This window comes from Actinokineospora globicatena (genome assembly GCF_024171945.1).
Lineage (GTDB): Bacteria > Actinomycetota > Actinomycetes > Mycobacteriales > Pseudonocardiaceae > Actinokineospora > Actinokineospora globicatena.
In genome coordinates, this window is record NZ_JAMTCR010000004.1 from 464,378 (window position 1) to 488,066 (window position 23,689).

The 23,689-nt window shown below is 70.6% G+C and carries 29 protein-coding genes and 1 riboswitch; of the genes, 21 read left to right on the plus strand and 8 right to left on the minus strand.

Going from position 1 to position 23,689, the window contains the following annotated elements; translation table 11 throughout:
• Window positions 1-13 precede the first annotated feature (13 nt).
• From LV79_RS21095 to LV79_RS21105, 3 genes are read left to right on the plus strand one after another with little or no spacing between them, the layout of a single operon-like run.
• Entirely contained in the window at window positions 14-454 is a 441-nt protein-coding gene (locus LV79_RS21095) for a roadblock/LC7 domain-containing protein (RefSeq protein WP_253839620.1), read from the plus strand.
• Between the two features lie 7 nt (window positions 455-461).
• Complete coding sequence (locus LV79_RS21100; RefSeq protein ID WP_253839622.1) at window positions 462-1,043, plus strand: DUF742 domain-containing protein; 582 nt, start codon at window positions 462-464, stop codon at window positions 1,041-1,043.
• Complete coding sequence (locus LV79_RS21105) at window positions 1,024-1,629, plus strand: GTP-binding protein (RefSeq protein ID WP_253839624.1); 606 nt, start codon at window positions 1,024-1,026, stop codon at window positions 1,627-1,629. Before LV79_RS21100 ends, LV79_RS21105 begins: the two co-directional genes overlap by 20 nt.
• Window positions 1,630-1,647: 18 nt before the next feature.
• Here LV79_RS21105 and LV79_RS21110 read toward each other — a convergent pair whose 3' ends face one another.
• Window positions 1,648-2,250, minus strand: coding sequence for a LysE/ArgO family amino acid transporter (locus LV79_RS21110; RefSeq protein ID WP_253839626.1), 603 nt, complete (start codon window positions 2,248-2,250; stop codon window positions 1,648-1,650).
• 69 nt (window positions 2,251-2,319) lie between these two features.
• Here LV79_RS21110 and LV79_RS21115 point away from each other — a divergent pair, with 69 nt between their 5' ends.
• Window positions 2,320-3,198, plus strand: a complete 879-nt coding sequence (locus tag LV79_RS21115; RefSeq protein ID WP_253839640.1) for a LysR family transcriptional regulator ArgP — start codon at window positions 2,320-2,322, stop codon at window positions 3,196-3,198.
• A 50-nt stretch (window positions 3,199-3,248) separates the two neighbouring features.
• On the opposite strand, the gene LV79_RS21120 is transcribed toward LV79_RS21115, so the two are convergent.
• Window positions 3,249-3,884 carry a TetR/AcrR family transcriptional regulator gene (locus tag LV79_RS21120; RefSeq protein WP_253839648.1) on the minus strand — a complete coding sequence of 212 codons (636 nt, stop codon included), beginning with the start codon at window positions 3,882-3,884 and terminating at the stop codon, window positions 3,249-3,251.
• Between the two features lie 90 nt (window positions 3,885-3,974).
• Here LV79_RS21120 and LV79_RS21125 point away from each other — a divergent pair, with 90 nt between their 5' ends.
• The 11 genes from LV79_RS21125 to LV79_RS21175 all read left to right on the plus strand — a co-directional run bounded on the left by LV79_RS21125 (window position 3,975) and on the right by LV79_RS21175 (window position 14,719).
• Window positions 3,975-5,126: an acyl-CoA dehydrogenase family protein gene (locus tag LV79_RS21125; RefSeq protein WP_253839656.1), complete on the plus strand. Its 1,152-nt coding sequence runs from the start codon at window positions 3,975-3,977 to the stop codon at window positions 5,124-5,126.
• Window positions 5,127-5,324: 198 nt separating this feature from the next.
• On the plus strand, window positions 5,325-6,404 hold the full coding sequence (locus LV79_RS21130) for a zinc-binding dehydrogenase (protein WP_253839658.1): 1,080 nt from the start codon (window positions 5,325-5,327) through the stop codon (window positions 6,402-6,404).
• A 33-nt stretch (window positions 6,405-6,437) separates the two neighbouring features.
• The gene (locus LV79_RS34605) at window positions 6,438-7,439 is read left to right on the plus strand and encodes a pentapeptide repeat-containing protein (RefSeq protein WP_253839660.1); all 1,002 of its coding nucleotides are present in this window, start codon (window positions 6,438-6,440) and stop codon (window positions 7,437-7,439) included.
• A 120-nt stretch (window positions 7,440-7,559) separates the two neighbouring features.
• A complete protein-coding gene (locus LV79_RS21140; RefSeq protein ID WP_253839662.1) occupies window positions 7,560-8,258 on the plus strand; it encodes an energy-coupling factor ABC transporter permease in 699 nt (232 codons plus the stop codon).
• A complete protein-coding gene (locus LV79_RS21145; protein WP_253839664.1) occupies window positions 8,255-8,599 on the plus strand; it encodes a PDGLE domain-containing protein in 345 nt (114 codons plus the stop codon). The genes LV79_RS21140 and LV79_RS21145 overlap by 4 nt, the downstream gene beginning before the upstream one ends.
• The gene (gene cbiQ / locus LV79_RS21150; RefSeq protein ID WP_253839671.1) at window positions 8,596-9,348 is read left to right on the plus strand and encodes a cobalt ECF transporter T component CbiQ; all 753 of its coding nucleotides are present in this window, start codon (window positions 8,596-8,598) and stop codon (window positions 9,346-9,348) included. Before LV79_RS21145 ends, cbiQ begins: the two co-directional genes overlap by 4 nt.
• Window positions 9,345-10,076, plus strand: coding sequence for an energy-coupling factor ABC transporter ATP-binding protein (locus tag LV79_RS21155; RefSeq protein WP_253839673.1), 732 nt, complete (start codon window positions 9,345-9,347; stop codon window positions 10,074-10,076). Before cbiQ ends, LV79_RS21155 begins: the two co-directional genes overlap by 4 nt.
• A 31-nt stretch (window positions 10,077-10,107) precedes the next feature.
• A riboswitch (glycine riboswitch) is annotated at window positions 10,108-10,199 on the plus strand.
• Window positions 10,200-10,499: 300 nt separating this feature from the next.
• Window positions 10,500-11,600 carry a glycine cleavage system aminomethyltransferase GcvT gene (gene gcvT / locus LV79_RS21160; protein ID WP_253839675.1) on the plus strand — a complete coding sequence of 367 codons (1,101 nt, stop codon included), beginning with the start codon at window positions 10,500-10,502 and terminating at the stop codon, window positions 11,598-11,600.
• Between the two features lie 20 nt (window positions 11,601-11,620).
• Entirely contained in the window at window positions 11,621-11,998 is a 378-nt protein-coding gene (gene gcvH, locus LV79_RS21165) for a glycine cleavage system protein GcvH (RefSeq protein WP_253839684.1), read from the plus strand.
• Window positions 11,998-13,278: a serine hydroxymethyltransferase gene (glyA, locus tag LV79_RS21170; RefSeq protein ID WP_253839689.1), complete on the plus strand. Its 1,281-nt coding sequence runs from the start codon at window positions 11,998-12,000 to the stop codon at window positions 13,276-13,278. The genes gcvH and glyA overlap by 1 nt, the downstream gene beginning before the upstream one ends.
• 67 nt (window positions 13,279-13,345) lie before the next feature.
• Complete coding sequence (locus LV79_RS21175) at window positions 13,346-14,719, plus strand: L-serine ammonia-lyase (RefSeq protein ID WP_253839698.1); 1,374 nt, start codon at window positions 13,346-13,348, stop codon at window positions 14,717-14,719.
• A 750-nt stretch (window positions 14,720-15,469) separates the two neighbouring features.
• On the opposite strand, the gene LV79_RS21180 is transcribed toward LV79_RS21175, so the two are convergent.
• The 5 genes from LV79_RS21180 to LV79_RS21200 form a co-directional block, all read right to left on the minus strand.
• A complete protein-coding gene (locus tag LV79_RS21180) occupies window positions 15,470-15,643 on the minus strand; it encodes a hypothetical protein (protein ID WP_253839700.1) in 174 nt (57 codons plus the stop codon).
• Entirely contained in the window at window positions 15,640-16,581 is a 942-nt protein-coding gene (gene ku / locus LV79_RS21185; RefSeq protein ID WP_253839704.1) for a non-homologous end joining protein Ku, read from the minus strand. Before ku ends, LV79_RS21180 begins: the two co-directional genes overlap by 4 nt.
• 62 nt (window positions 16,582-16,643) lie before the next feature.
• Window positions 16,644-17,435 carry a SigB/SigF/SigG family RNA polymerase sigma factor gene (locus LV79_RS21190; RefSeq protein ID WP_253839712.1) on the minus strand — a complete coding sequence of 264 codons (792 nt, stop codon included), beginning with the start codon at window positions 17,433-17,435 and terminating at the stop codon, window positions 16,644-16,646.
• The gene (locus LV79_RS21195; protein WP_253839714.1) at window positions 17,432-17,893 is read right to left on the minus strand and encodes a hypothetical protein; all 462 of its coding nucleotides are present in this window, start codon (window positions 17,891-17,893) and stop codon (window positions 17,432-17,434) included. Before LV79_RS21195 ends, LV79_RS21190 begins: the two co-directional genes overlap by 4 nt.
• A gap of 92 nt (window positions 17,894-17,985) precedes the next feature.
• Window positions 17,986-18,468 carry an ANTAR domain-containing protein gene (locus LV79_RS21200; RefSeq protein WP_253839715.1) on the minus strand — a complete coding sequence of 161 codons (483 nt, stop codon included), beginning with the start codon at window positions 18,466-18,468 and terminating at the stop codon, window positions 17,986-17,988.
• A gap of 431 nt (window positions 18,469-18,899) precedes the next feature.
• On the opposite strand from LV79_RS21200, the gene LV79_RS21205 reads away from it, so the two are divergent.
• From LV79_RS21205 to LV79_RS21225, 5 genes are all read left to right on the plus strand, one after another.
• Entirely contained in the window at window positions 18,900-19,211 is a 312-nt protein-coding gene (locus LV79_RS21205; RefSeq protein WP_253839718.1) for an iron-sulfur cluster biosynthesis protein, read from the plus strand.
• A gap of 103 nt (window positions 19,212-19,314) precedes the next feature.
• Window positions 19,315-19,896 (plus strand): hypothetical protein, encoded by a 582-nt coding sequence (locus LV79_RS21210; RefSeq protein WP_253839720.1) that lies wholly within the window; start codon window positions 19,315-19,317, stop codon window positions 19,894-19,896.
• Window positions 19,897-19,941: 45 nt separating this feature from the next.
• Window positions 19,942-21,342 carry a dihydrolipoyl dehydrogenase gene (lpdA, locus tag LV79_RS21215; protein WP_253839721.1) on the plus strand — a complete coding sequence of 467 codons (1,401 nt, stop codon included), beginning with the start codon at window positions 19,942-19,944 and terminating at the stop codon, window positions 21,340-21,342.
• A 122-nt stretch (window positions 21,343-21,464) separates the two neighbouring features.
• Window positions 21,465-21,998 carry a hypothetical protein gene (locus LV79_RS21220; protein ID WP_253839723.1) on the plus strand — a complete coding sequence of 178 codons (534 nt, stop codon included), beginning with the start codon at window positions 21,465-21,467 and terminating at the stop codon, window positions 21,996-21,998.
• Window positions 21,999-22,109: 111 nt separating this feature from the next.
• On the plus strand, window positions 22,110-22,583 hold the full coding sequence (locus tag LV79_RS21225; RefSeq protein ID WP_253839725.1) for a DUF7933 domain-containing protein: 474 nt from the start codon (window positions 22,110-22,112) through the stop codon (window positions 22,581-22,583).
• Between the two features lie 10 nt (window positions 22,584-22,593).
• On the opposite strand, the gene LV79_RS21230 is transcribed toward LV79_RS21225, so the two are convergent.
• On the minus strand, window positions 22,594-22,761 hold the full coding sequence (locus tag LV79_RS21230) for a hypothetical protein (RefSeq protein WP_253839727.1): 168 nt from the start codon (window positions 22,759-22,761) through the stop codon (window positions 22,594-22,596).
• Between the two features lie 240 nt (window positions 22,762-23,001).
• Here LV79_RS21230 and LV79_RS21235 point away from each other — a divergent pair, with 240 nt between their 5' ends.
• Window positions 23,002-23,688 carry a hypothetical protein gene (locus LV79_RS21235; RefSeq protein ID WP_253839729.1) on the plus strand — a complete coding sequence of 229 codons (687 nt, stop codon included), beginning with the start codon at window positions 23,002-23,004 and terminating at the stop codon, window positions 23,686-23,688.
• The last annotated feature ends 1 nt before the right edge of the window (window position 23,689 follow it).

The window sequence follows — 23,689 nt, forward strand, 5'->3', positions numbered from 1 at the left end:
GAAATGGAGCACGATGACGTCCACGCAGTCCAAGCCAGGCCAGTTCGGGTGGTTGGTCAACGAGTTCGCCGAGCGGGTGTCCGGGGTGGCGCACGCGGTGGTGGTGTCAGCGGACGGGCTGCTGCTCACCTCGTCCGCGCGGTTGCCGACCGACCGCGCCGACCAGCTGGCGGCCGTCGCCTCCGGGCTGGTCAGCCTCACCCAGGGCGCGGCCCGCTGCTTCGAGGCGGGCGCGGTCAAGGAGACCGTGGTCGAGATGGAGCGGGGCATCATGCTGCTGATGGCCATCAGCGACGGGTCGTGTTTAGCGATCCTCGCGGCCCCGACCTGTGACATCGGACAAGTGGCGTACGAGATGACGCTGCTGGTGGACCGGGTGGGCCAGATCCTGACCCCGGAACTGCGCGCGGCCCTGCAGGGGACCGCCGGGAGGATGGTGGGGCAGCCCGCATGAGCACAGCATGAGCTCCAACCAGGGTCGCTCCGGTGAGCCGGAGCAGACCATCGCCGACGTCATGGCCAACCTGACGCTGGGCGGTGGCCGGTCCCGCAGGCGCCGCAAGTCCGAAGTGGACGAACCGGTGGCCTCGGGGCGCGACGACGAGCCGGACTGGCCGGACGGCGACGCCGTCGAGCAGGGCGAGTCAGCGGTACCGGCCGTCGACCAGGTCGGGTCGGTGCGGGTGTTCGGGTCCGACGAGGACGCCGCCGCCATCGTGCGCCCCTACGCCTGGACCAGGGGCCGGACCAAGTCCAACTTCGAACTGCGCGTGGAGACCATGGTGTCCACCAGCGAGCGGGCCGGGGACGCCACGGCCTTCGCCGAGTCCGAGCACCGCGCGATCGGTGCCCTCTGCCACGACCCCAGGTCGGTCGCCGAGGTGGCCACCCTGCTCGGCGTGCCCCTCGGGGTGGCCAAGGTGCTGCTGGGCGACATGGCCCAGCTGGGCCTGGTGGCCGTGCACAAGACCGCGACCGGTGGCGCCAACAAGGCTCACCTGGTGCTGATGGAAAGGGTACTGAGTGGACTCCGCAGGCTATGACGACCCGGCACCCGGTGGTGGGCTGACCTCGGTCAAGATCGTGGTGGCAGGCGGGTTCGGCGCGGGCAAGACCACCTTCGTCGGCTCGGTCTCGGAGATCATGCCGCTGACCACGGAGGCGGTGATGACCAGCGCCAGCGCGGGCATCGACGACACCGCGGCCACGCCGAACAAGTCCACCACCACCGTCGCGATGGACTTCGGCCGGGTCTCGCTCGACTCGGACCTGGTGCTGTACCTGTTCGGCACCCCGGGCCAACAGCGGTTCTGGTTCATGTGGGACGACCTGGTGCGCGGCGCGATCGGCGCGGTCGTGCTGGCCGACACCCGCAGGCTGGCCGACTCGTTCTCCCCGATCGACTTCTTCGAGGAGCGCAACCTGCCCTACGTCATCGGCCTCAACTGCTTCGACGGGGTGCTCGGGCACACCATCGACCAGGTCAGGGACGCGCTGGCGATCGGGCAGGAGGTGCCGATCGTGCCGTGCGACGCCAGGGACCGGCAGTCGGTCAAGAGCACGTTGATCACCATGGTCGAGTACTCGATGCGCCGGTGGGTCGCCCTGCACGGCGCCGGGGTCGGTTGAGCGGTGGGGGCGTGGCGCTCACGCCCCCACCACCAACGACACCCCCAGCGCGGTCATCGTCACCGCGATCACCGCGTCCAGTACCCGCCAGGACGCGGCCCTGGCGAACACCGGGGTGAGCAGGCGGGCGCCGAAGCCCAGGCCCGCGAACCAGCACACGCTGGCCAGCGTCGCGCCGACGGCGAACGCCCAGCGCGCCGACCCCTGGGCGGCGGCGATGGTCCCCAGCAGCAGCACGGTGTCCAGGTAGACGTGCGGGTTGAGCCAGGTCAGGCCGAGGCAGGTGAGCACGGCGGTCCTGGTCGATCCCGCGCCCGTGCCGGTTGTGGACAGTGCAGACGGGCGGACCGCGCGCTTGGCCGCGAGCAGGCCGTATCCCAGTAGGAACAGACCGCCGACGATAGCGACCACGGTGAGCGCGACCGGTTGAGCCGCCACCACGGCTCCCATGCCTCCGACGCCTAGAGCGATCAGCACCGCGTCTGACACCGCGCAGATCACCACGACAGGTAGCACTGACTGCCGCAGGATGCCTTGCCGCAGCACGAAAGCGTTCTGCGAGCCGATGGCGATGATCAGTGATAGTCCGGTGCCGAACCCGGCCAGAACCGCGAGCCCCATGGACCGACCGTATGGCCGCGCTCGCGGGTAACACCAGCTAAAGATTCTTACGTAGCATTAGCGGTCGTGATGAGCGATCTGCCGCTTGACCAGGTGCGCACACTGTTGGCCGTGGTCGACGAGGGCACCTTCGATGCCGCGGCCGCCGCGCTGCGGGTGACGCCGTCGGCGGTCAGCCAGCGGGTCAAGGCGCTCGAGCAGCGCACCGGCCGGGTGTTGCTGTTGCGCACGAAACCGGTGCGCCCCACAGAGTCCGGGACCCAGGTGGTGCGGTTCGCGCGTCAGCTCGCGCAGCTCGACCGGGACCTGCGGGCGGGCCTGGGGGTACCGGGGGAGTCGGCGCGGCTGCCCGTCGCGGTCAACGCGGACTCGTTGGCGACCTGGTTGCTGCCCGCACTGGCCCGGGTGCCCGACGTCTACTTCGACCTGCACCGCGAGGACGAGTCGCACACCGCGTCGCTGCTGCGGGAGGGGCGGGTGATGGCGGCGGTGACCTCGTCGCCGGAGCCGGTGACGGGCTGCTCGGTGCGCCCGCTCGGCCAGTTCCGGTACCTGCCGGTGGCGGCCCCCGACTTCGCCGCGCGGTGGTTGGCCGGTCCGCTGCGGCAGTGCGTGGCGGACGCGCCGGTGGTGGTGTTCGACCGCCGCGACGAGCTGCAGGACCGGTTCGTCCGCGGCCTGACCAAGCGGTCCGCGAGCGATCAGCGCCACCACGTGCCGTCGTCGGAGGCGTTCCTCGAAGCCATCGTCGCCGGGATGGGGTGGGGCTTGGCGCCCACGATCCAGGCCGAGCCGAGGATCGCGGCGGGGGAGTTGGTCGTGCTGACCGACCGGGTGCTCGACGTGCCGCTGTTCTGGCAGCAGTGGAAGTTGGACTCGCCCGCGTTGTCGGCGACCGCCGAGGCGGTGTTCGCCGCCGCTAGGGCGTGTTTCAGAAGTCGCGTCTGATGCCGGTCGATCTGGCGCGGCCGGCGCGGGCGGGACTTCTGAAACACGCCCTAGGGCCCGGCTCGCGCCACCCGGGCGTGCAGCGCGGTCAGACCGGCGATGAACGCGTCCACGGCGAGCTCGAAGCTGTCGGCGTCGATCTCGTCGGCGTGCTCGCGCAGCCGGTGCGCCTGGCCCAGGTGCGGGTAGCGGTCGACGTAGACCTGCACGTCGTCCTCGAAGCCGCGGGAGAACGAGCTCATCGCGGCGCCGAGCACGAGGTACTTGGTGGACGCGCCGATCATGGTGGCGTGCCGGGGCGGCCACCCGGCACCGACCAGCCCGCCGTGCACCGCGTCAGCGTGCAGCAGCGCGGTCGGCCTGCGGGCGGGTCCCGCGGCGAGCACCGGCACCAGGTTGGGGTGGGCGGCCAGCGCGGCGCGGTAGGAGCGGGCCCAGCCGCGCAGGCCGGTGACCCAGTCCTCGGCGAACCCGGAGGTGTCCACCGCGGCCATGACGTCCTCGGCGACGTCCTGCAGCAGGTCGTCCTTGGTGCGGTAGTGCGAGTACAGCGACGGCGCCTGGACGCCGAGGTCGGCGGCCAGCCTGCGCATGGACAGCCCGGCGAGCCCGTCGCGGTCGACGGCGGCCAGCGCGGCGGCGCGGATGCGCGGCCGGTCCAGCAGCGGGACACGGGGTCGCGGCATGTCTCCCCCCGGTGGGTGCTTGCCGACTCAGCGGGCTGATCCTATCCTTAGCGAACCTAACACCGTTTGGTTTATGGACGGGAGATCGGCGTGGACCTGGCCCTCAGCGGTGAGCAGCAGGCCCTCTGGGACCTGGCGCGGGACTTCATCGACCGCGAGGTGGTGCCCAACGCCGCGGAGTGGGACCGGCGCGAGCAGGTCGACCGGTCCATCGTCGGCAAGCTCGGCGACGTGGGCTTCCTCGGCCTGACCATCCCCGAGGAGTACGGCGGCTCCGGCGGCGACCACCTGTCGTACTGCCTGATGATGGAGGAGCTCGGCCGCGGCGACTCGGCCATCCGCGGCATCGTGTCGGTCTCGCTTGGCCTGGTCGGCAAGTCGATCGCCGCGCACGGCACGCACGAGCAGAAGGCGCACTGGCTGCCCCGGCTCTCCGCCGGGCAGTCGCTGGCCTGCTTCGGCCTGACCGAGCCGGACACCGGGTCTGACGCCTCCAGCCTGGCCACCCGCGCGGTGCGCGAGGGCGACGACTACGTCCTCACCGGCACGAAGATGTTCATCACCAACGGCACCTGGGCCGACCTGGCGCTGATCTTCGCGCGCACCGGTGGCCCCGGTCCCAAGGGGATCAGCGCGTTCCTGGTGCCCACGGACTCGCCCGGGTTCCAGCACCGGGAGATCAAGGGCAAGCTGGGGCTGCGCGGCCAGTCGACCGGCGAGCTGGTCCTCGACGGCGTGCGGGTCCCGGTGGACGCGCGGCTGGGCGAGGAGGGCACCGGCTTCAAGGTGGCGATGTCCGCTTTGGACAAGGGGCGGATGTCCGTCGCCGCGGGTTGTGTCGGCCTCGCGAACGGTGCGCTGCAAGCAAGTGTGCGGTACGCGAAGGAGCGTTTGCAGTTCGGTAAGCCCATCGCCAGCTACCAGCTCGTGCAAGAGATGTTGTCGGACATGGCAGTCAACACTGACGCCGCCCGACTGTTGGTGTGGCGCGTGGCCGACCTTGTGGACCGGGGGCTGCCCTTCGGTACCGCGGCCTCTATGGCCAAGCTCTTCGCGAGCGAGAACGCCGTAAGCGCGGCAAACCTCGCCATCCAGGTCTTCGGCGGTTACGGCTACCTGGACGAGTACCCCGTCGCCAAGATCCTGCGCGACTCGCGTGTCATGACCCTCTACGAGGGCACCAGCCAGGTCCAGAAACTCCTCATCGGCCGCGCCCTGACGGGCATCAACGCGTTCGTGTGACCCACGGGACCGACGAGAGCGAGATCGCACGCAGCGCCGTCGTGTTTCGCGTTCGTCCCGACATAGCTGTACGTGCGTTGGTGCAGCCGCCTTTCCCAATCCACCGTGCACACGGTAAGTAGCCGGGCACTGGGGCTCCGGCCGATTTCCGGCGGCCGTAGCCTGCTGGTGTCGGGGACGGGCGGCTGAGGGAGAGACATGGTCAGGGCTGCGGTGCTGCGGGCGCAGGGTGAGCCGTTGGTGGTCATGGACATCGTGGTGCCGGAGCCCGGACCGGGGCAGGTTCGCGTCAGGGTTGTCGCGGCCGGGGTGTGCCACTCGGACCTGTCGCTGGCGAACGGGACTCTTAGGCAGCCGGTGCCCGCGGTGTTGGGGCATGAGGGGGCCGGAGTCGTCGTCTCGGTGGGGGCGGGGGTGACGCGGGTAGCGGCAGGGGATCACGTGCTGCTGAACTGGGCTCCGCCGTGCCGGGAGTGTTGGTTCTGCCTAGAGGGAGAGCCCTACCTGTGCGCGCGTGCCGCTGACGCTGCCGAGGTTCCGCACGCCACGTTGCCCGATGGCACGCCGCTCTACCCGGGACTCGGAACGGGCGCATTCGCAGAAGAGACGATCGTGTCTGAGCGCGCGGCGGTGAAGATCCCGGCCGATGTGCCGTTGGAGCAAGCGGCGGTGTTGGGGTGCGCGGTTCTGACCGGTGCGGGGGCGGTGTTCAACACCGCGCAGGTCAAACCTGGACAGTCAGTGGTGGTCGTGGGTGTTGGCGGTGTCGGCCTATCGGTGTTGCAAGCGGCACGGATCGCTGGCGCTGCCCCGATCATCGCCGTCGACGTGCACCCGGAGAAGGAAGCGCTAGCCCGCGCGCATGGAGCTACCCACTTCCTCTTGTCCGACTCCCCGGTGGCCAAGACGATCCGGGGTCTTACTGACGGACGCGGCGCGGACATCGCGTTCGAGTGCGTAGGCATCCCGGAGTCGATCCGCACCGCATGGGCGTCCTCTAGGCGCGGCGGGCACGTCGTGGTCGTCGGCGTGGGCTCGGCCAAGGCGGTCGTCGAGTTCAGCGCCCTGGAGCTGTACTTCTTCGGCCGCACCCTCACCGGTTGCCTCTTCGGCTCCACCGACCCCGACATCGACATCCCGCGCCTCTTGGACCTAGTCGCCGACGGCAGCCTCGACATCGCAGGCCTCGTCACCGCCGAAGTGGGCTTGGACGGCATCGAGAACGCGTTCGCCGACATGCGCGCGGGCCGCGGTGGCCGCACCCTCGTCTGGTTCTGACACGATCCCGTGCCCGCAGTCGATCACATGGTCGTGAGCGCACCAGAACCCCGCCCTAGGCCCGTCTCCGGTAGATCAATCGCCCTGGTCGCGGTCGGCATCCTCCTGCTCACCGCGACGACCGTCGTGTTGCTGTGGTGGCCCGCGACTCGCGGCCTCACCGGCGAGAAGCTGGTCACCGCCCGGTTCGAGGCGGTGCGGATCGGCCTGAGCATCGGCATCGGCGGGGGCGGCGTGTTCGCGCTGTACCTGTCGTGGCGCAGGCAGCGGACCACCGAACAGGACCTGGACAACCGCGAGCGGGCGCTGGCCCACCAGCGCGACGTGGCCGCCGACGCCAAGGCGCACCAGGACCGGATGGCCGCGATCACCGAGAAGGACGGCGTCGAGCGGCGCATCACCGACCTCTACACCAAGGCCGCCGACCAGCTCGGTTCGGACAAGGCCCCGGTGCGGATGGCCGGGCTCTACGCCCTGGAGCGGCTCGCACAGGACAACCCGGGGCACCGGCAGACCGTGGTCAACGTGTACTGCGCCTACCTGCGGATGCCGTTCGACCCGCCCGAGGGTGCCAAGCCGACCGAGCGGGCCGAGCTGCTCGCGCACCACCAGCGGCTGGAGGAGCGGGAGGTCCGGCGCGCGGTCCAGCGGATCTTGCTGCTGCACCTGCGCCCCGAGAGCCCGGAGTCGTTCTGGCCGGACATGGACCTGGGCCTCACCGGTGCCACGCTCATCGACCTCGACCTGTCCCGCTGCCGGATCCGGTCCGCCACCTTCGCGATGGTGACCTTCCGGTACCGGGTGGACTTCAGCGGGACCGAGTTCGACAGCTACGTGTGGTTCCGCGCCGCCACCTTCACCGACAGGGCTCGGTTCGACGGTGCCCGGTTCGGCGGGGTGGCGAACTTCAGCGAGGCGGTGTTCCAGCAGCAGGTGCGCTTCGAAGGGGCTGCCTTCCACGACCAGTCCAGGTGGCGCGATACGCGGTTCGCGCAGGGTAGGCCTGACGAGCTCGCGGTGGTTGTGGGTAGCTGAGGTCACAACGGCGCGGTGTGGGTTGTTGCCAGGCTCTGGCGGTAGCGTCCGGTTCGCAACTACGCTCGATTCCCTGTCCGCCGTGAGTCCCCACCGCACGAGTCCCGGAGGTGCGCGCCGATGACCGGCTCGGTCGCCATGCACATGAGTGACGGGTTGCTCAACACCACGACCTCGTTGCTGTTCATCGGGGTCGCCGTCGTCGGGCTCGCGGTGGCCGCCGCGAAGGCCCGGGCCGACCTGGACGACCGGACGGCGCCGTTGGCCGGGCTGGTGGCCGCGTTCGTGTTCGCGACCCAGATGCTCAACTTCCCCGTGCTGCCCGGGGTCAGCGGTCACCTGCTCGGTGGCGCGCTCGCGGCGATCCTGGTCGGACCGTGGGTCGGCGCGTTGTGCGTGTCGATCGTCCTCGTGGTGCAGGCGCTGGTGTTCGCCGACGGCGGGGTGACCGCGCTGGGGGCCAACATCACGAACATGGCGCTGATCGGCACCGCCGCCGGGTTCTTGGTCGCGACGCTGCTCAAGCGGTTCGCCACCGGCAAGGCCGGGCTGGTCGTGGTCGCGTTCGTCGCCGCGCTGGTGAACACCGTGGTCGCCTCGCTCGGGTTCGTCCTGGAGTTCGCGATCGGTGGGGACCCGGCGTTCAGCCTGGGTGCCGTCAGCGCGACGGTGGTCGGCGTGCACTGCCTCATCGGCCTCGGCGAGGGCGTGATCACCGCGCTGACCGTTGGTGCTGTCGCGGCCGTTCGCCCTGACTTGGTCTACCTGCTGCGCGGTACTAGCCGCCCGTTGGAGCTGCGTGAAGGGACCCCGGCGTGAACACCAAGACCCGCAACCTCTCGTTCCTGCTCGGGTTCCTCTTAGTCGCTCTCGTCCTCGCGGGCGCAGTGTCCTATCTGGCCGACTCCAATCCGGACGGTCTTGACCACGCCACCCTCCAAGGCTGCGAGGTAGTGGAGACCGCTGAGGGAGAACAACTCCAGGGCTCCTGCATCGCGCAGAACGCCAAGAACCACCAGTTCGCTGGTAGCCCTCTTGCCGACTACGCGATCGGTGGCGGGGAGAACACCACCGGCGTGGCCGGTGTCATCGGTGTCGTGGTGACGGTCGTGGTCGCGGGCGGGTTCTTCTGGATGCTGCGCAGGCGACCCAAGGCGTGAGTGCGGGGCACTCGCATCCGCTGCACCGGCCGGGTGACACCCCGGTCCACCGGATGGCGCCGCAGGTCAAGGTCGTGGCCGCTGTCGCAGGCGTGCTGTGCGTGGTGTCGACGCCCAGGGAGCGGTTCTGGGCGTTCGGCCTTTACCTCGCCGTCCTCGCCGGGGTCTGGGTGCTCGCCAGGATCCCGCCGGGCTGGTTGGCCAAGCGCGCCCTGATCGAGGCGCCGTTCGTGGTCCTGGCGTTCGCGTTCCCGTTCCTCGCGGGCGGCCCGACCGTCGACGTCCTCGGCGTCGCGCTGTCCGAGCACGGCCTGCTGTCGGGGTGGAACATCGTCGTCAAGGGCACCCTCGGCGTCCTGGTGTCGCTCACCCTGGCCGCGACCACGACCCCGGGCGAGTTGATCGTCGGGCTGCAGCGGCTGCGGGTGCCGACCATGGTGATCACCATCGCCACGCTGATGCTGCGCTACCTGGACGTGATCGCCGCGGAGGCCCGCCGGATGCGGATCGCGCGCATCTGCCGCGGCCACGATCCGCGCTTCCTGTGGCAGGTAGGTGCCACCGCGCGCGGTATCGGCACCTTGTTCATCCGCAGCTACGAGCGCGGAGAACGCGTCCACCTCGCCATGGTCTCCCGAGGGTGGACCGGCGCCATGCCCGACCAAGGCAGGCCTGCCGGACGCGCCGCATGGCTCCTAGGGCTCGCCCCGACGGCTCTAGCCGCCGTCGTGCTAGGCATAGCCCTGTGACACCGCCCGCCCTGCTGGTCGAACGCCTCGCCTACGCCTACCCCGACGGCCACCAAGCCCTCTTCGGTGTGGACCTGCGAGTCGAACAAGGGGAGAGGGTCGCGGTTCTTGGCCCTAACGGCGCCGGTAAGACCACCCTCGTCCTACACCTGAATGGCGTTCTGACCGGACAGGGCAAGGTCGAGGTCACCGGACTGCCGGTCAATAAACAGAATATGAAAGAGGTCCGGCGCCGGGTCGGAATCGTCTTCCAAGACCCCGACGACCAACTCTTCATGCCCACTGTCCGAGACGATGTCGCCTTCGGGCCCGCGAACTTCGGGTTGCGCGGACCTGAACTCGACGCGCGGGTCACGCGCGCGCTCGACGACGTCGGCATGGCCGAGCACGCGGACCGCTCGCCGTTGCACCTGTCCGGCGGGCAGCGCCGCAGGGTCGCGCTGGCCACGGTGCTGGCCTGCGATCCCGACGTGCTCGTCCTGGACGAACCCTCGGCCAACCTGGAGCCCCGCGCCCGCCGCGAGCTGGCCGAGGTCCTGCTCGGCCTTGGCCGGACCACGGTCATGGTCACCCACGACCTGCCCTACGCGCTGCAGCTGTGCCCGCGCTCGGTGCTCGTCGACGGCGGGGTCGTGGTGGCCGACGGACCGACGCGCGAGCTGCTCGCCGACGGCGACCTGTTGGCCAGGCACCGGCTCGAACTTCCTTTCGGGTTCCGCCTCGACTAGTGTCGCGGGCACAACCACATATCGGGCCGAACGAGTGGGGCCGGGAGAGTTCTCGATCTTGATCGAGACACCGAAGGAGCAACTCCCCGTCAATCTCTCAGGTAAAGCTACCGCCCCCACCAGGCCACTCTGGAAAGCAGACGCGATCTCGGCGTCTCACCCACGGTGCAAGCCGCGCTCGCGGCGAAGCTCTCAGGTGCCATGACAGAGGGGGAGTTCCAGCGCTGGATCCGTCCATCCGGCGCGCTGCCCAGGAGCTCCCATGACCCTCGTCCACCGCACCCCATACAGCGAACAGCCGCCCGGTTGTCCACATCCGCCACACTCATCCACAGCCCGCCCGGTCGTGCTGCACCACGCACGCCCGGCGTGCCACGCTGCGAACAGCACAGTTCCCAGCGCGCCGAAGGAGACCCGACTTCCATGAGCACCCCCTCCCCGCTGCACTCGGTGCACGAGGCGCTCGGTGCCTCGTTCACCGATTTCGCAGGCTGGTCGATGCCCCTGCGCTACGGCAGCGAGCTCGCCGAGCACAAGGCGGTCCGCACCGCCTCCGGCCTGTTCGACCTCAGCCACATGGGCGAGATCGAGCTGACCGGTCCGGAGGCGGCCCAGGCGCTGGACTTCGCGCTCGTCGGCAAGCTGTCCGCGGTCAAGCCGGGCAAGGCCCGCTACACGATGATCTGCGACGCCGAGGGCGGCGTGCTCGACGACCTGGTCGTCTACCGGCTCGCGGCCGACAAGTACATGGTCGTGGCGAACGCCTCGAACGCCGCCACCGTGGCCGCCGCGCTGCGCGAGCGGGCCGAGGGGTTCGCCGTCGAGGTCAACGACCGCTCCGCCGAGCTGGCGCTGATCGCGGTGCAGGGGCCGACGTCGACGGCGATCATCGGCTCGGTCACCGACGCCGACCTCGACGCGCTGGCCTACTACGCCAGCGTGCCCTCGGCCATCGGCGGCATCGACGTGCTGCTCGCCCGCACCGGCTACACCGGTGAGGATGGCTTCGAGGTCTATGTGGACGGTGCGCAGGCGCCGCGGATCTGGGAGCTGCTGACCGAGGCGGGCCAGGAGCACGGGCTGCTGCCCGCCGGGCTGGCCTGCCGCGACACCCTGCGCCTCGAGGCCGGGATGCCGCTCTACGGCAACGAGCTCAGCGCCTCGTTCACCCCGTTCGACGCCGGTCTCGGCCGGGTCGTCAAGTTCGAGAAGCCCGGCGGTTTCGTCGGCAAGGAGGCGCTGGAGCGCCGCCGCGACGCCGACGTGGAGACCAAGGTGCTGGTGGGCCTGGTCGGGTCCGGCAAGCGCGCCCCCCGACACGGGTACGCCGTGGTCGACGCCGAGGGGACGCAGGTCGGTACGGTCACCAGCGGCGCGCTCTCGCCGACGCTCGGCCACCCGATCGCGATGGCCTACGTGCCGGTCGCGGTCAGCGAGCCGGGCACCGCGCTCTCCGTGGACATCCGCGGCACCAGCGCGCCGGTCGAGGTCGTCAAGCTGCCCTTCTACCAGCGTCAAGCCTGAACCCAGGAGATCGAGAAGCAATGAGCAACCCGGAGAACCTCGGCTACACCACCGACCACGAGTGGGTCGACCTCGCCGACCCGGCCGCGGCCACCGTCGGTGTCACCAAGTACGCCGCCGACGCGCTCGGTGACGTGGTGTACGTGCAGCTGCCCGAGGTGGGCGCCACGCTGACCACGGGTGAGGCGTGCGGGGAGATCGAGTCGACCAAGTCCGTCTCCGACCTGTTCGCGCCCGCCGACGGCGTGGTCGTGGAGATCAACGAGGCGGTCGTGGACACCCCCGAGCTGGTCAACACCGACCCGTTCGGCGACGGCTGGCTCTTCCGCGTCCGCGTCGACGGCGAGCCCGAGCTGCTCGACGCCGCCGCGTACGCCGAGCACACCAAGGAGGACTGATGGCAGGGACACCCACCTTCGGGCAGAGCCTGGCCGAGGTCGACCCGGAGATCGCCGCCGCGGTCGCCGCCGAGCTGCACCGCCAGCAGTCGACCCTCGAGATGATCGCCTCGGAGAACTTCGCCCCGGTCGGGGTGCTCGAGGCGCAGGGCTCGGTGCTGACCAACAAGTACGCCGAGGGCTACCCCGGTCGCCGCTACTACGGCGGCTGCGAGCACGTCGACGTGGTCGAGCAGCTGGCCATCGACCGGGTCAAGGAGCTCTTCGGCGCCGAGCACGCCAACGTGCAGCCGCACTCGGGCGCCTCGGCCAACGCCGCGGCGATGTTCGCCGTGCTCAAGCCGGGCGACACCATCCTCGGTCTCGACCTGGCGCACGGCGGCCACCTCACGCACGGCATGAAGATCAATTTCTCCGGCAAGCTGTACAACGTGGTCGCCTACCACAGCGACCGCGAGACCGGCCGGGTCGACATGGCCGAGGTCGAGCGGCTGGCCAAGGAGCACAGCCCGAAGCTGATCGTCGCGGGCTGGTCCGCCTACCCGCGGCACCTGGACTTCGCGGAGTTCCGCCGGATCGCCGACGCGGTCGGCGCGCTGCTCATGGTCGACATGGCGCACTTCGCCGGACTGGTCGCCGCCGGGCTGCACCCGAACCCGGTGCCGCACGCGCAGCTGGTCACCACCACCACGCACAAGACCCTCGGCGGTCCGCGCGGCGGTGTCGTGCTGTGCACCAAAGAGCTGGCCAAGAAGGTCAACTCGGCGGTGTTCCCCGGTCAGCAGGGCGGCCCGCTCGAGCACGTGATCGCGGCCAAGGCGGTGGCGTTCAAGATCGCCGCGTCCGAGGAGTTCGCTGAGCGGCAGCGCCGGGTGCTCGAGGGCGCCAGGATCCTGGCCGACCGGCTGACCGCCCCGGACGCCGCCGAGTCGGGCGTGAAGGTGCTCAGCGGTGGCACGGACGTGCACCTGGTGCTGGTCGACCTGGTCGACTCGCAGCTTGACGGCCAGCAGGCCGAGGACCGGCTGCACTCGATCGGGATCACCGTGAACCGCAACGCGGTCCCGTTCGACCCGCGCCCGCCGATGGTCACCTCCGGGTTGCGCATCGGCACCCCGGCGCTGGCCACCCGCGGTTTCGACGCCGAGGACTTCGCCGAGGTCGCCGACGTCATCGCGATCGCGTTGCGCCCCGAGCTCGACGAGGCCACCGGTGAGGCGCTGCGCGAGCGCGTCGCCGCGCTGGTGCGCCGCCGCCCGCTCTACCCGGAGCTGGGCTGATCTACCCGCCCCCGGGTGCCGCGCCGAGATCCGGCGCGGCCCCGGTGGCCGAACGAGGAGGATTGTCGTGGCGGTCAGCGTCTTCGACCTGTTCAGCGTGGGCATCGGCCCATCGAGTTCGCACACGGTCGGCCCGATGCGGGCGGCCCTGATGTTCGTCGAGGGGCTGCGCGCGGCGGGCACGCTGGCCGAGGTGGCCAGGGTGCGCACCGAGCTGTTCGGCTCGCTCGGGGCCACCGGCCACGGCCACGGCAGCGACAAGGCGGTGCTGCTCGGCCTGGAGGGTGAACGCCCCGAGGACGTCGACACCGACACCGTGCCCACCCGGGTCGCCGCGATCCGGGAGACCGGTCGGATCCGGCTGCTGGGCAGCCACGAGATCGCGTTCACCGAGGACGACGACCTCGTCATGCACCGCCGCAAGTCCCTGCCGCTGCACCCCAACGGCATGACCTTCGCCGCCTGGGACGCCGCGGGCACCGAGCTGGCGCACCGCACGTACTACTCGGTGGGCGGCGGGTTCGTGCTCGACGAGACCGCGGCCGACGGCCCGGTCATCTCCGCCGACACCACCCCGGTCCCGTTCCCGTTCCGCACCGCGGCCGACCTGCTGGCGCACTGCGAGGCCACCGGCAAGTCCATCGCGCAGGTGATGCTCGCCAACGAACTGGTGTGGCGCACCGAGGCCGAGGTCCGCTCCGGCCTGCTGCACATCTGGCAGGTCATGCAGGACTGCGTCACCAGGGGCTGCGAGCAGGACGGCGTGCTCCCCGGCGGCCTGAAGGTGCCGCGCCGCGCCAAGGCGCTGCACGAGAAGCTGCTCGACGAGGACGGCGCGGGCGACCCGCTGTACGTGATGGACTGGGTGAGCCTGTTCGCCCTGGCCGTCAACGAGGAGAACGCCTCCGGCGGCCGCGTCGTCACCGCCCCCACCAACGGCGCCGCGGGCATCATCCCCGCCGTCCTGCACTACTACACCCGGTTCCTGTCGGCGGCCAACGAGGACGGCGTCGTCGACTTCCTGCTCACCGCCGCCGCGATCGGCGTGGTGCTCAAGGAAACCGGCTCCATCTCCGGCGCCGAGGTCGGCTGCCAGGGCGAGGTCGGCTCCGCCTGCGCCATGGCCGCCGCGGGCCTGACCGCCGTCCTCGGCGGCACCGTCGCCCAGGTCGAGAACGCCGCCGAGATCGGCCTCGAACACCACCTCGGCCTCACCTGCGACCCCGTCGGCGGCCTCGTCCAGATCCCCTGCATCGAACGCAACGCCGTCGGCTCCACCAAGGCCATCAACGCCTCCCGCATGGCCCTGCGCGGCGACGGCAGCCACATCGTCCACCTCGACAAGGTCATCAAGACCATGCGCGAAACCGGCGCCGACATGCACACCAAGTACAAGGAAACCGCCCGCGGCGGATTGGCGCTCAACGTCATCGAGTGCTGAGGGGGACGCCGTTGGTGGGCGTCCTTTGTGGTGCGTGATGGCGGCTGGCTGGGCTGATGTGCGGGTTGGCTTGGCTGGCTGGGTGTTGGGTGGGGTGGGTTGTCCACAGGGGGCTGAGTTGTCCACAGGGGACGTGTTCAGCCTCTCTGTGTTTGCGTTCCCTTGGGTAGGCTGTGTATTCGGGGGTCTTTGGGGCGGGTTGATCTTGTCGGCCGTGGGCGGCAGGGCGTTGAGCTGGGGGAGTCCGGGTCTCGTGCCTTCGCTTCGCTGCGGTCGTCGGCTCGCCTGCGGCATTGCGGATAGGCGCGAGTTTCGAGCGAAGCTCGATAGGGCGAACTTGTTGTGTGCGGGGCCCCGAGACCACCCGTGGCAGGACCGAAAAGCAGGGGCCGAAAAGCATGGCCCTGTCCGCGCAACGACGCTACGGGTGGTCCTCCCCCGCACACAACAAGTCCACCCCATCGAGCCGGCCTGGCACCAGCGCCTTCGTGGAGCGCGGGGCGGCCAACGTCGTCGGCGGGCGGTTGGGGCCAACGTTGTCGGCGGGTGTTTTTGAGCCAACGTCGTGGGGTCGTCGCCAGTCGCGTCGGGTGGGGTGGGGGTGGGACTGGGCGTGGGGACTTGGGGGAGCGTGGGGCGGTGTGTGTGCGGGGCCCTGGGGGCGCGGGGCCGGGGTGGCCGTCGAGCGCTGCCGGAAGGGGGTGAGGCTGCAGGAGGTGGTGCGGGGGCTGACCGTCTGGGGTGGAGGGGTTAGGCGGCGGCGGGGAGGGATGTGGGGTGGGGGAGTAGGTCGTCGTCTGTGGCGGTTAGGGGGTGGCGGGCGGGGTCTAGGTCCACACAGGACGGGGTGGTGCAGGTGGAGTGGGTGGGGATGAGGGTGCCGTGGCAGTGGTCCAGGGCGGTGGCGCAGTCGGGGCAGGTCATGAGGCCCTCCTTGTTGTGGCGGCCACCGCCTTCTGGAGTTCGTCGCGGGTCATCTTGGAGCGGCCCTTGATGTCCAGTTCGCGGGCTAGTTTGTCCAGGTCGGCCTTGCTGAGGGTATCGAGGTCGTCACTGGGGGTGGGGGAGGTGGGGCGGCGGGTCTTGCGGCTTTCCACGCTCTTGCTCAGGGCCTCGAAGAGGTCGACGACCTTGGTGGGGGAGCTGGGTTCCTCGCCGACGACGACCTCGCGGCCCGCCTTCTTGTCGTCGATGAGCTTCTCGACGCGTTGGGTGTAGGTGTCGTGGTAGTCGGCGGGGTTCCACTGCTCGGTCATCGAGTCGACCAGGGTGATGGCCATGTCGAGTTCCTTGCCGCGCGCCGGGGTGATCTCCGGGAGGGACTTGAGCTCCTTGGCCGGGTCGCGCAGGTCCTCGACGAACAGCATGGTAGTCAGCAGCAGCAGGTCGTCGTCACCGGCGCGGATCGCGGTGAGGTATTCCTTGCCGCGCATGACGAAGGTGGCCACGCCCGCCCGGTTGGTCTTGCGCATCGCCTGCAGGAGCAGGCCGTAGGCCTTGCCGTACTCCTCCTTCGACGGCGCCAACCAGTACGTCTTCTGGAAGTGGATCGGGTCGATCTCCTCCAGCGCCACGAACGAGGAGATGTCGATGGTGCGGGAGCGCCCCGGCGCGATCTCGTCGAGCTCCTCCGGCTCGATGATCACGTACTCGCCGCCGCCGACCTCCGCGCCCTTGACGATGTCGGCGAAGGCGACCTCGGCGCCAGTGCGCTCGTTGACCCGCTTGTAGCGGATGCGGTCGCTGGTGCCGCGCTCGAACTGCCGGAAGCTGATGGTGTGGTCCTCGGTGGCCCCGTAGAGGTCGACCGGGACCGTGACCAGCCCGAAGTTGATCGCACCGTGCCAGATCGGTCGCGCCACGCCAGCCTCCTGCCCGTGTCCCCTGCCTCCAGTGTGGACCACGGCGGGCGGATCGGCGCTGTTCAGCGCTCGTCGGTGACCAGCCCGGCACGCAGCGTCTCCAGGGTGCGGGTCAGCAGCCGGGACACGTGCATCTGCGAGACGCCGATCTTCTCCGCGATCTGGGTCTGGGTCATGTTCTTGAAGAACCGCAGCAGCAGGATGCGCCGCTCGCGCTCGGGCAGCCGCTCGATCAGCGGGCGCAGCGACTCGTGGTCCTCGATGCCCAGCAGCGCCGCGTCGTCCTCGCCGAGGGTGTCGGCCAGCGGGTCGGAGTCGGGGTCGCCGGAGGACAGCGCCTCGTCGAGCGACACCGACTGGTACACCTGCCCCGCCTCCAGACCCTCGTACACCTCTTCGCGGCTCATCCCCAGGTGGGTGGCGATCTCGCTGGGGGTCGGCGCCCGGCCCAGCCGCTGCGAGAGCTCGTTGCCCGCGGCGGTGATGGTCAGGTGCAGCTCCTTGAGCCTGCGCGGCACCCGCACCGACCACGCGGTGTCCCGGAAGTAGCGGCGGACCTCGCCCATGATGGTGGGCACCGCGAAGGACAGGAAGTCGATGCCGCGGCCGGGGTCGAACCGGTCGACCGCGTGGATCAGCCCGACCGTGGCGACCTGGGTGAGGTCGTCGCGGGCCACGCCGCGGTGGGCGAAGCGCATGGCGATGTGCTCGGCGAGCGGCAGGTGCCCGGTGACCAGCTTGTCGCGCACCGCCTCGCGCCTGCCGTCGCCCTCGGGCAGCTCCACCAGCTCGGCGAACAGCGGCGCGAGGTGGCTGTACTCGTGCGAGGAGCTGGTCGGGGTCTCCGCGCTCACCCGAGCACCGCCGTCCTGGCCAGCACGACGCTGATGTGCACTGTCGCTCTCCCGTCCGGCCCCGGTCTCACACCCCAGTCGACACTAGTGGCGAGCGCGGTGAGCACCCGCCACCCGAACGAGGTGGTGTCCGGTGCCGCGCCCCGCGGGGCCGGTACCGACGCCTCGATCCCCAGCGCGCCCGCGTGCCGCACGAACGCGCAGTCCACCACCGCTCCCGGCTCGGCGAGCGCGATGAGCGTCGTGCACACCTCATCGACGGCGAGCACGACGTCCGCCGTGGCCGCCAGGGTGTCGACGCCCGCGGCCGCCGTCGTCGCGGCGACCTCCCGCATCACGGGCAGGTTGACCGCGTCCGCGCGCACCCGCACCACGACCCGGTCGCCGACCGGCCGGGGGCCGGGTAGCCCGAAACCGGCCAGCGGGCCGCGGCTGTCGCGCTCTCCGCGTCCGCTCATCGCCGCCGGGTCCCCGTCATGTGCACCACGTACCCAGAATCGCGGGCGCGGACACCTGCGCGTTCGGGTGGCGGTCATCGTCGTGACCTGCCTCAGGCGCGCGAGGTGTCGGCCATCGGACCCAGCACGTCGTACGGCGGCACCCAGCCCTGCTCGACCAGCACCCGGTGCAGGTCGCGCACCGCTTGGTCCACCTCGGCCTGGCCTTGGCCCGCCTCGGCCAGCGCCCGCGCCGCGTCGAGCAGCGCCTCGTCCAGGCCGACCGGTCCGGTCCGCTCGGCCTGGGCCAGGTCGTCGTCGAGGCCGTCGATGTTGCGCCGCAGGTAGCTGTCGAGCGGTTCCACCGACGGTTCGGCGAAGAGCCCGACCACCAGGTGCGCTACGCGGTGCAGCTTGGTGTTGTACTGCTGGGACAGCCGAACCAGCGCGTCGAACGCCTCCTTCGGCGAGCACCGCCGCAGCACCACCAGCACGCCCATGGCCTGCTCGATGGTCGCCCTGGTGCGCAGGGCGCGCCGCAGACCGTCCAACTCGGACTGCAACTGGGCCACCCGCGAGATCGGGTCCGGCGTCACCGGCACCCCCCGGCTCGCTCATGCGGTCTTCGCACCGCGGTGCCCATGGCGGTCTTCCCTCCCGGTCCACGTCCAATCGGCCGATCCCGGGCGCCATTGGGGGACGACGCGCGGGGCGCGTTCGGCGAGGGGGCGCGGCACGAGCGACACCGCCGCCAGGACAGGCGGGGGTCGGGCAGCACGCAGCCCCCTCGCTTCACGCGAGTGCCGGGCGGCGACAGGACCCCTCGGTGCGAACCGCTGGGTCGGCATGTGCCCGGGTGTCGCCCCCGGCGTGCTGCGGCTGCTTGCTCAACCGCTACCGGAGCACTCTAAAGATCACGCCGAAGCGGGCACAAGGCGGGTCTGGCTCCGTCCGGCGGGGCGTGTGCGCCGCCCCTACCGTGGGTACCGCGAGCCGCACGACAAGGTGACACGGAAAGGAGCCAGACATGCTGGCGGTGACAGAGGCTGCTGCGGACGCGATCAGCGCGTTGACGGCCCAGGACGGCATCCCGGAGACCGGTGGGCTGCGGTTCACCCTGGTGACCCCGCAGGTGGAGGGCACCCCGCTCGCGGTGGCGCTCGCGCCGGAACCGGTGGCGGGCGACGAGGTCGTGACGGCGCCGACCGGCGCGCACGTGTTCCTCGAGCCGGGCGCGGCCGAGTTGTTGTCGGACAAGGTGCTCGACGTGCAGGCCGACCCGCAGGGACAGCTGAACTTCGCGGTGCTGCGCCAGTCCGACGGCGAGCAGCCGGGCTGAGCCCGCGCTGTGATCTGCGCCCTGATCGGCGCTATCGAGTGATTGAAACCACCTGACCTGGGTAATCCCGGGGACGGGGCGGGATCGGACTCGGGAGGCGCTCATGGCACGCAGCGACCGGTTGGCGACGCTCTCGTCGGCGAGAGCACCACTGTGGCGCGGGTTGGACTACGGTCCCGCGGTCGTGGTGCTGAGCCCGTCGGCGACGCGCCCGAGGGAGCTGCCCGATGCCTGGCGCCCGCTCGAGCAGCTCTACCAGGTCGCCTGGTGCGCCGTGCCGCCGCAGGCCGGTGGCGCCGGGTCGCTCGACCGCCTGGAGGACGTGCTGGAGACGCTGGCCGACCGCGCCACCCGCACCCAGGTCGTGGCGCACACCGCGCTGACCGAGGTGGCCTGCCAGGTCGTCGCCGAGTTCCCGGAGATCGTGCGCGGCCTGGTGCTCGTCGGCCAGGGCCGGGTCCGGGAGCTGACCGGGGTGCCGACGACCGTGGTACCGGTGCTCGGTGATCCCGTCGGGCCGGGCGTGTTGGCCCGGCTCGACGTGGTCGCCGACGTCGCCGAGGCGCTGGCGGTGGGGGAGCGGCGGATCCGGACGCGACCCAGGTTGGCCGGGGTGCTCGGGCTGACCGGGACGCTGGGACTTGTGGCCTCCGACACCCCCGGCGGCGTGGCCGTCAACGGCTGAGCCCTGCGTGGGCGACCACCCCGTGCGGGCGAATATCGTGGGGGCATGAGCACACACTTCGACGTCGTGGTCGTCGGCGCGGGACCGGGCGGGTACGTCGCGGCGATCCGGGCGACCCAGCTCGGCCTCAAGACCGCGATCATCGAGGAGCGCTACTGGGGCGGTGTCTGCCTCAACGTGGGCTGCATCCCCTCCAAGGCCCTCCTGCGCAACGCGGAGCTGGCGCACATCCTCCAGCACGAGACCAAGACGTTCGGCATCCAGGTCGAAGGCTCGATCAGCCTCGACTACGGTGTCGCCTTCCAGCGCTCCCGCACCGTGGCCGAGGGCCGCGTCAAGGGCGTGCACTACCTGATGAAGAAGAACGGCATCACCCAGTACAACGGGTGGGGCACCTTCCGCGACGCGAACACCATCGACGTCGCCCTGTCCGACGGTGGCACCGAGTCGGTCACCTTCGGCAACGCGATCATCGCCACCGGCGCCACGACGCGCCTGCTGCCGGGCACCTCGCTGTCCGAGCGCGTGGTGACCTACGAGGAGCAGATCCTCGCCGACACGCTGCCCGACAGCATCGTCATCGCCGGTGCGGGCGCGATCGGCGTCGAGTTCGCCTACGTGCTGCACAACTACGGCGTGAAGGTCACCATCGTCGAGTTCCTGGACCGGATGGTTCCCTTGGAGGACGAGGAGGTCTCCAAGGAACTGCTGCGCCGGTACAAGAAGCTCGGCATCGACGTGCGGGTCGGCACCAAGGTGGAGTCGATCGACGACTCCGGCGCGAAGGTGAAGGTCACGGTGTCCAAGGGCGGCGCCCAGGACGTCATCGAGACCGACAAGGTGTTGCAGGCCATCGGGTTCGTGCCGCGGGTCGAGGGCTACGGCCTGGAGAACACCGGTGTGAAGCTGACCGACCGCAAGGCCATCGACATCGACGGGTTCTGCCGCACCTCGGTGGACCACATCTACGCGATCGGTGACGTGACCGCGAAGCTGATGTTGGCGCACGCCGCCGAGTCCATGGGCGTCATCGCCGCCGAGACCATCGCGGGCGCGGAGACCATGGAGCTCGACTACGTGATGATCCCGCGCGCGACCTACTGCCAGCCGCAGGTCGCCAGCTTCGGCTACACCGAGGCGCAGGCCCGCGAGAAGGGCTACGACGTCCAGGTCGCGAAGTTCCCGTTCACCGCCAACGCCAAGGCGCACGGCCTCAACGAGCCGGTCGGCTTCGTGAAGCTGATCAGCGACAAGACCCACGGCGAGCTGCTCGGCGGGCACCTGATCGGCCCCGAGGTCACCGAGCTGCTGCCGGAGCTGACCCTGGCGCAGCAGTGGGACCTGACCGTGCACGAGGTGGCGCGCAACGTGCACGCGCACCCGACGCTGGGCGAGGCGGTCAAGGAAGCGGTGCACGGCTTGGCCGGACACATGATCAACCTGTGAGCCGACCCGGGTGGGTGGCCACACCGCCACCCACTCGGGGGAATGTCCACCGTGGACCGCTGCGAACCCGGGGTCTGGGTACCCGACAGGGATCACGCAGTCGATCCGAGAGGTGGAACGCCATGACTTCCGTCCGTTACCTCGCCGCCGGGACCTGCCTGGCGGCGGCCGGACTGCTCGCGACCGCGCTCCCGGCGGTGGCCGCGCCACTGCCCGGGCTGTCCGCCGCCTACAGCGTCAGCGCCTCCGCGGTGAACACCACCAGGACCCTGGTCTTCACCGTCACCAACTCCGACATCCTCGCCACCCACGGGTTCTCGTTCACGCTCACCCTTCCCCTGGGCATCACCCGACCCGGCGCGGGGACCAGCACCTGTGTGGACACCACGGTCAGTGACACCCCGCCCGACCCGGGTGGCATCGTGATCCCGCCCTTCCGCACGGCGTTGCCCGCCGACGTCCTCTACATCGACGGCATCCTCTCCGGCGCGACCCCGTCGTGCACCATCACGATCCCGGTCACCGCGGCAGGCCAGGGCGTCTACCCGACCTGCGCGGCGAACATCGCCGACCTGACGGGGCCGACCACGCTCGGTTCCTGCGCGTCGATCTACTTCGAGGAGCCGTACGCGTCCAAGGGCGGTTCTGCCGGGTGAAAACGACCACCTGTCCGGATGGGACGGACAGCGTGGACGCCGGTACGCGGGTGAGGGTGGGTACCACCACACCGCCGGGAGCGACCCGACGTCGACCGAGAGGTGAGTTGGATGTTCAACCAGCGCCGTGTCTTGTCCGCCGTGCTCGCGATGACGACCGTGACGGTCGTGGTCGCTGCCGCTCAGCCCGCGCAGGCGGCACCGCAGCCCGGGTTGAGCGCGGCCTACAGCGCCAGGGCGGTGGCGATCGGCACCCGGTGGAACCTGGTGCTGACGGTGGCCAACTCCGACACCCCGGCCGCGGTCCCGTTCTCCTTCGGGGTGTCGTTGCCGAGCGGGATCACCAGCCCCGCGGCGGCGACGTCCACCTGCACGGGCGCGACGATCACCACCGCGTCACCCGGCACCTACGCCGTCGTGGGCACGATCGCGGCGACCCAGCCCACCTGCACCGTCACGGTGCCGGTCACGTCGACGACCGAGGCGAACTACGCGACGTGCGCCGACGACATCACCGGCCTGGTGGGTCTCACCGAGCCCGCGCGGTGCGCGTCGATCTACTTCGCCGCGCCGAACGCGTCCTGACCGGGGGCGCTCAGCCCTCGGCGCGGTGGCGCACGTCGTAGGCGAGGTCGGCGTAGTCCGCCGCGGGCTCGGTCTCCTTGACGGTGACCAGGTCCTCGGGCCGGACCCGCGCGGGCAGCTCGCCGAAGCGGACGTGGCGCAGGAACGCGAACTCATCTTCGGTGAACCGCTCGCTCATAGGGCCATTGTGCCCCTTCGTGGCCGCCGGTGGACCCGTCCGGAGGCATCGAACTCCGTTCGGCGGTAGCCGGTACCGTGCGGTCGCCCGTGCGGATGGCCGTGCGTTTTACCCGTGTCGGATTCGGGTGAACTCGCACGGCCGTCCGGCTGGAACGTGCGCTGTACGGCTGTGCTCCCGGCATCCGGCGGACGATGATCCTCGTGGCCCAACCCCGGGCCTGACATCGAGGAGTCAGCAATGCGCAGTGTCTCCCGACGCTGGATGATGCCTGCCGCACTCGCCCTGGTGAGCGCGGTCGCCGTGGTGACCGCCCAGCCCGCAGCGGCAGCGCCCCCCGCCTACTACGGATCCGCCACCGCCACCGGCGCTGAGGCCCAAGCGCTCCCGCCCCTGCTACCCCTGCCCGCCGCGGCCAGGGCCAACGTCAACACCACCAACGTCGTGCCCACCGGGCAGACCAACGGGCTACCCAACCTGAGCGCCCCGGTGATCGGCAACCTCGGCAGCATCAACACCCTGGCGTCGTTGACCGACACCGCCACCACGCGCACTGCCAGGGCCCAGGCGGGTATCACCGGGGTCTCGCTGATCGCCCCCCTCGGCCCCCCGGTGGTCTCGGCGGCCTCGATCAGCTCGCAGGCGATCGCCTCCATCAACCAGGGTTCCACCACGGTTGGCCGGACCGGCCTGGTGACCGTGCAGAACCTGACCGTCGCGGGCCAGACCTTCAACGGCGTGCTGCCCTCCCAGACCATCCCCGTGGCGGGTGGGCCGCTGTCGGTGACCGTCCACCTCAACCAGCAGGTCGTCACCACCAACGAGATCACGGTGATCCCCGTGCGCGTCGTGTCCAGGGCGGGGACCACTGTCGTCGCGGATGTGAAGGTGGGCGAGGTCCGGGCGAAGTTGAGCCCCACCCCGTAGT

Coding starts and splice junctions, on each gene's coding strand:
- LV79_RS21095 (WP_253839620.1), top strand. CDS start 14: ATGACGTCCACGCAGTCCAAGCCAGGCCAGTTCGGGTGGTTGGTCAAC.
- LV79_RS21220 (WP_253839723.1), top strand. CDS start 21,465: ATGACTTCCGTCCGTTACCTCGCCGCCGGGACCTGCCTGGCGGCGGCC.
- LV79_RS21115 (WP_253839640.1), top strand. CDS start 2,320: ATGAGCGATCTGCCGCTTGACCAGGTGCGCACACTGTTGGCCGTGGTC.
- LV79_RS21100 (WP_253839622.1), top strand. CDS start 462: ATGAGCTCCAACCAGGGTCGCTCCGGTGAGCCGGAGCAGACCATCGCC.
- lpdA (WP_253839721.1), top strand. CDS start 19,942: ATGAGCACACACTTCGACGTCGTGGTCGTCGGCGCGGGACCGGGCGGG.
- LV79_RS21205 (WP_253839718.1), top strand. CDS start 18,900: ATGCTGGCGGTGACAGAGGCTGCTGCGGACGCGATCAGCGCGTTGACG.
- glyA (WP_253839689.1), top strand. CDS start 11,998: ATGGCAGGGACACCCACCTTCGGGCAGAGCCTGGCCGAGGTCGACCCG.
- LV79_RS21180 (WP_253839700.1), bottom strand. CDS start 15,643: ATGACCTGCCCCGACTGCGCCACCGCCCTGGACCACTGCCACGGCACC.
- LV79_RS21120 (WP_253839648.1), bottom strand. CDS start 3,884: ATGCCGCGACCCCGTGTCCCGCTGCTGGACCGGCCGCGCATCCGCGCC.
- LV79_RS21110 (WP_253839626.1), bottom strand. CDS start 2,250: ATGGGGCTCGCGGTTCTGGCCGGGTTCGGCACCGGACTATCACTGATC.
- LV79_RS21210 (WP_253839720.1), top strand. CDS start 19,315: ATGGCACGCAGCGACCGGTTGGCGACGCTCTCGTCGGCGAGAGCACCA.
- LV79_RS21235 (WP_253839729.1), top strand. CDS start 23,002: ATGCGCAGTGTCTCCCGACGCTGGATGATGCCTGCCGCACTCGCCCTG.
- LV79_RS21140 (WP_253839662.1), top strand. CDS start 7,560: ATGACCGGCTCGGTCGCCATGCACATGAGTGACGGGTTGCTCAACACC.
- LV79_RS21130 (WP_253839658.1), top strand. CDS start 5,325: ATGGTCAGGGCTGCGGTGCTGCGGGCGCAGGGTGAGCCGTTGGTGGTC.
- LV79_RS21230 (WP_253839727.1), bottom strand. CDS start 22,761: ATGAGCGAGCGGTTCACCGAAGATGAGTTCGCGTTCCTGCGCCACGTC.
- gcvT (WP_253839675.1), top strand. CDS start 10,500: ATGAGCACCCCCTCCCCGCTGCACTCGGTGCACGAGGCGCTCGGTGCC.
- LV79_RS21225 (WP_253839725.1), top strand. CDS start 22,110: ATGTTCAACCAGCGCCGTGTCTTGTCCGCCGTGCTCGCGATGACGACC.
- LV79_RS21195 (WP_253839714.1), bottom strand. CDS start 17,893: ATGAGCGGACGCGGAGAGCGCGACAGCCGCGGCCCGCTGGCCGGTTTC.
- gcvH (WP_253839684.1), top strand. CDS start 11,621: ATGAGCAACCCGGAGAACCTCGGCTACACCACCGACCACGAGTGGGTC.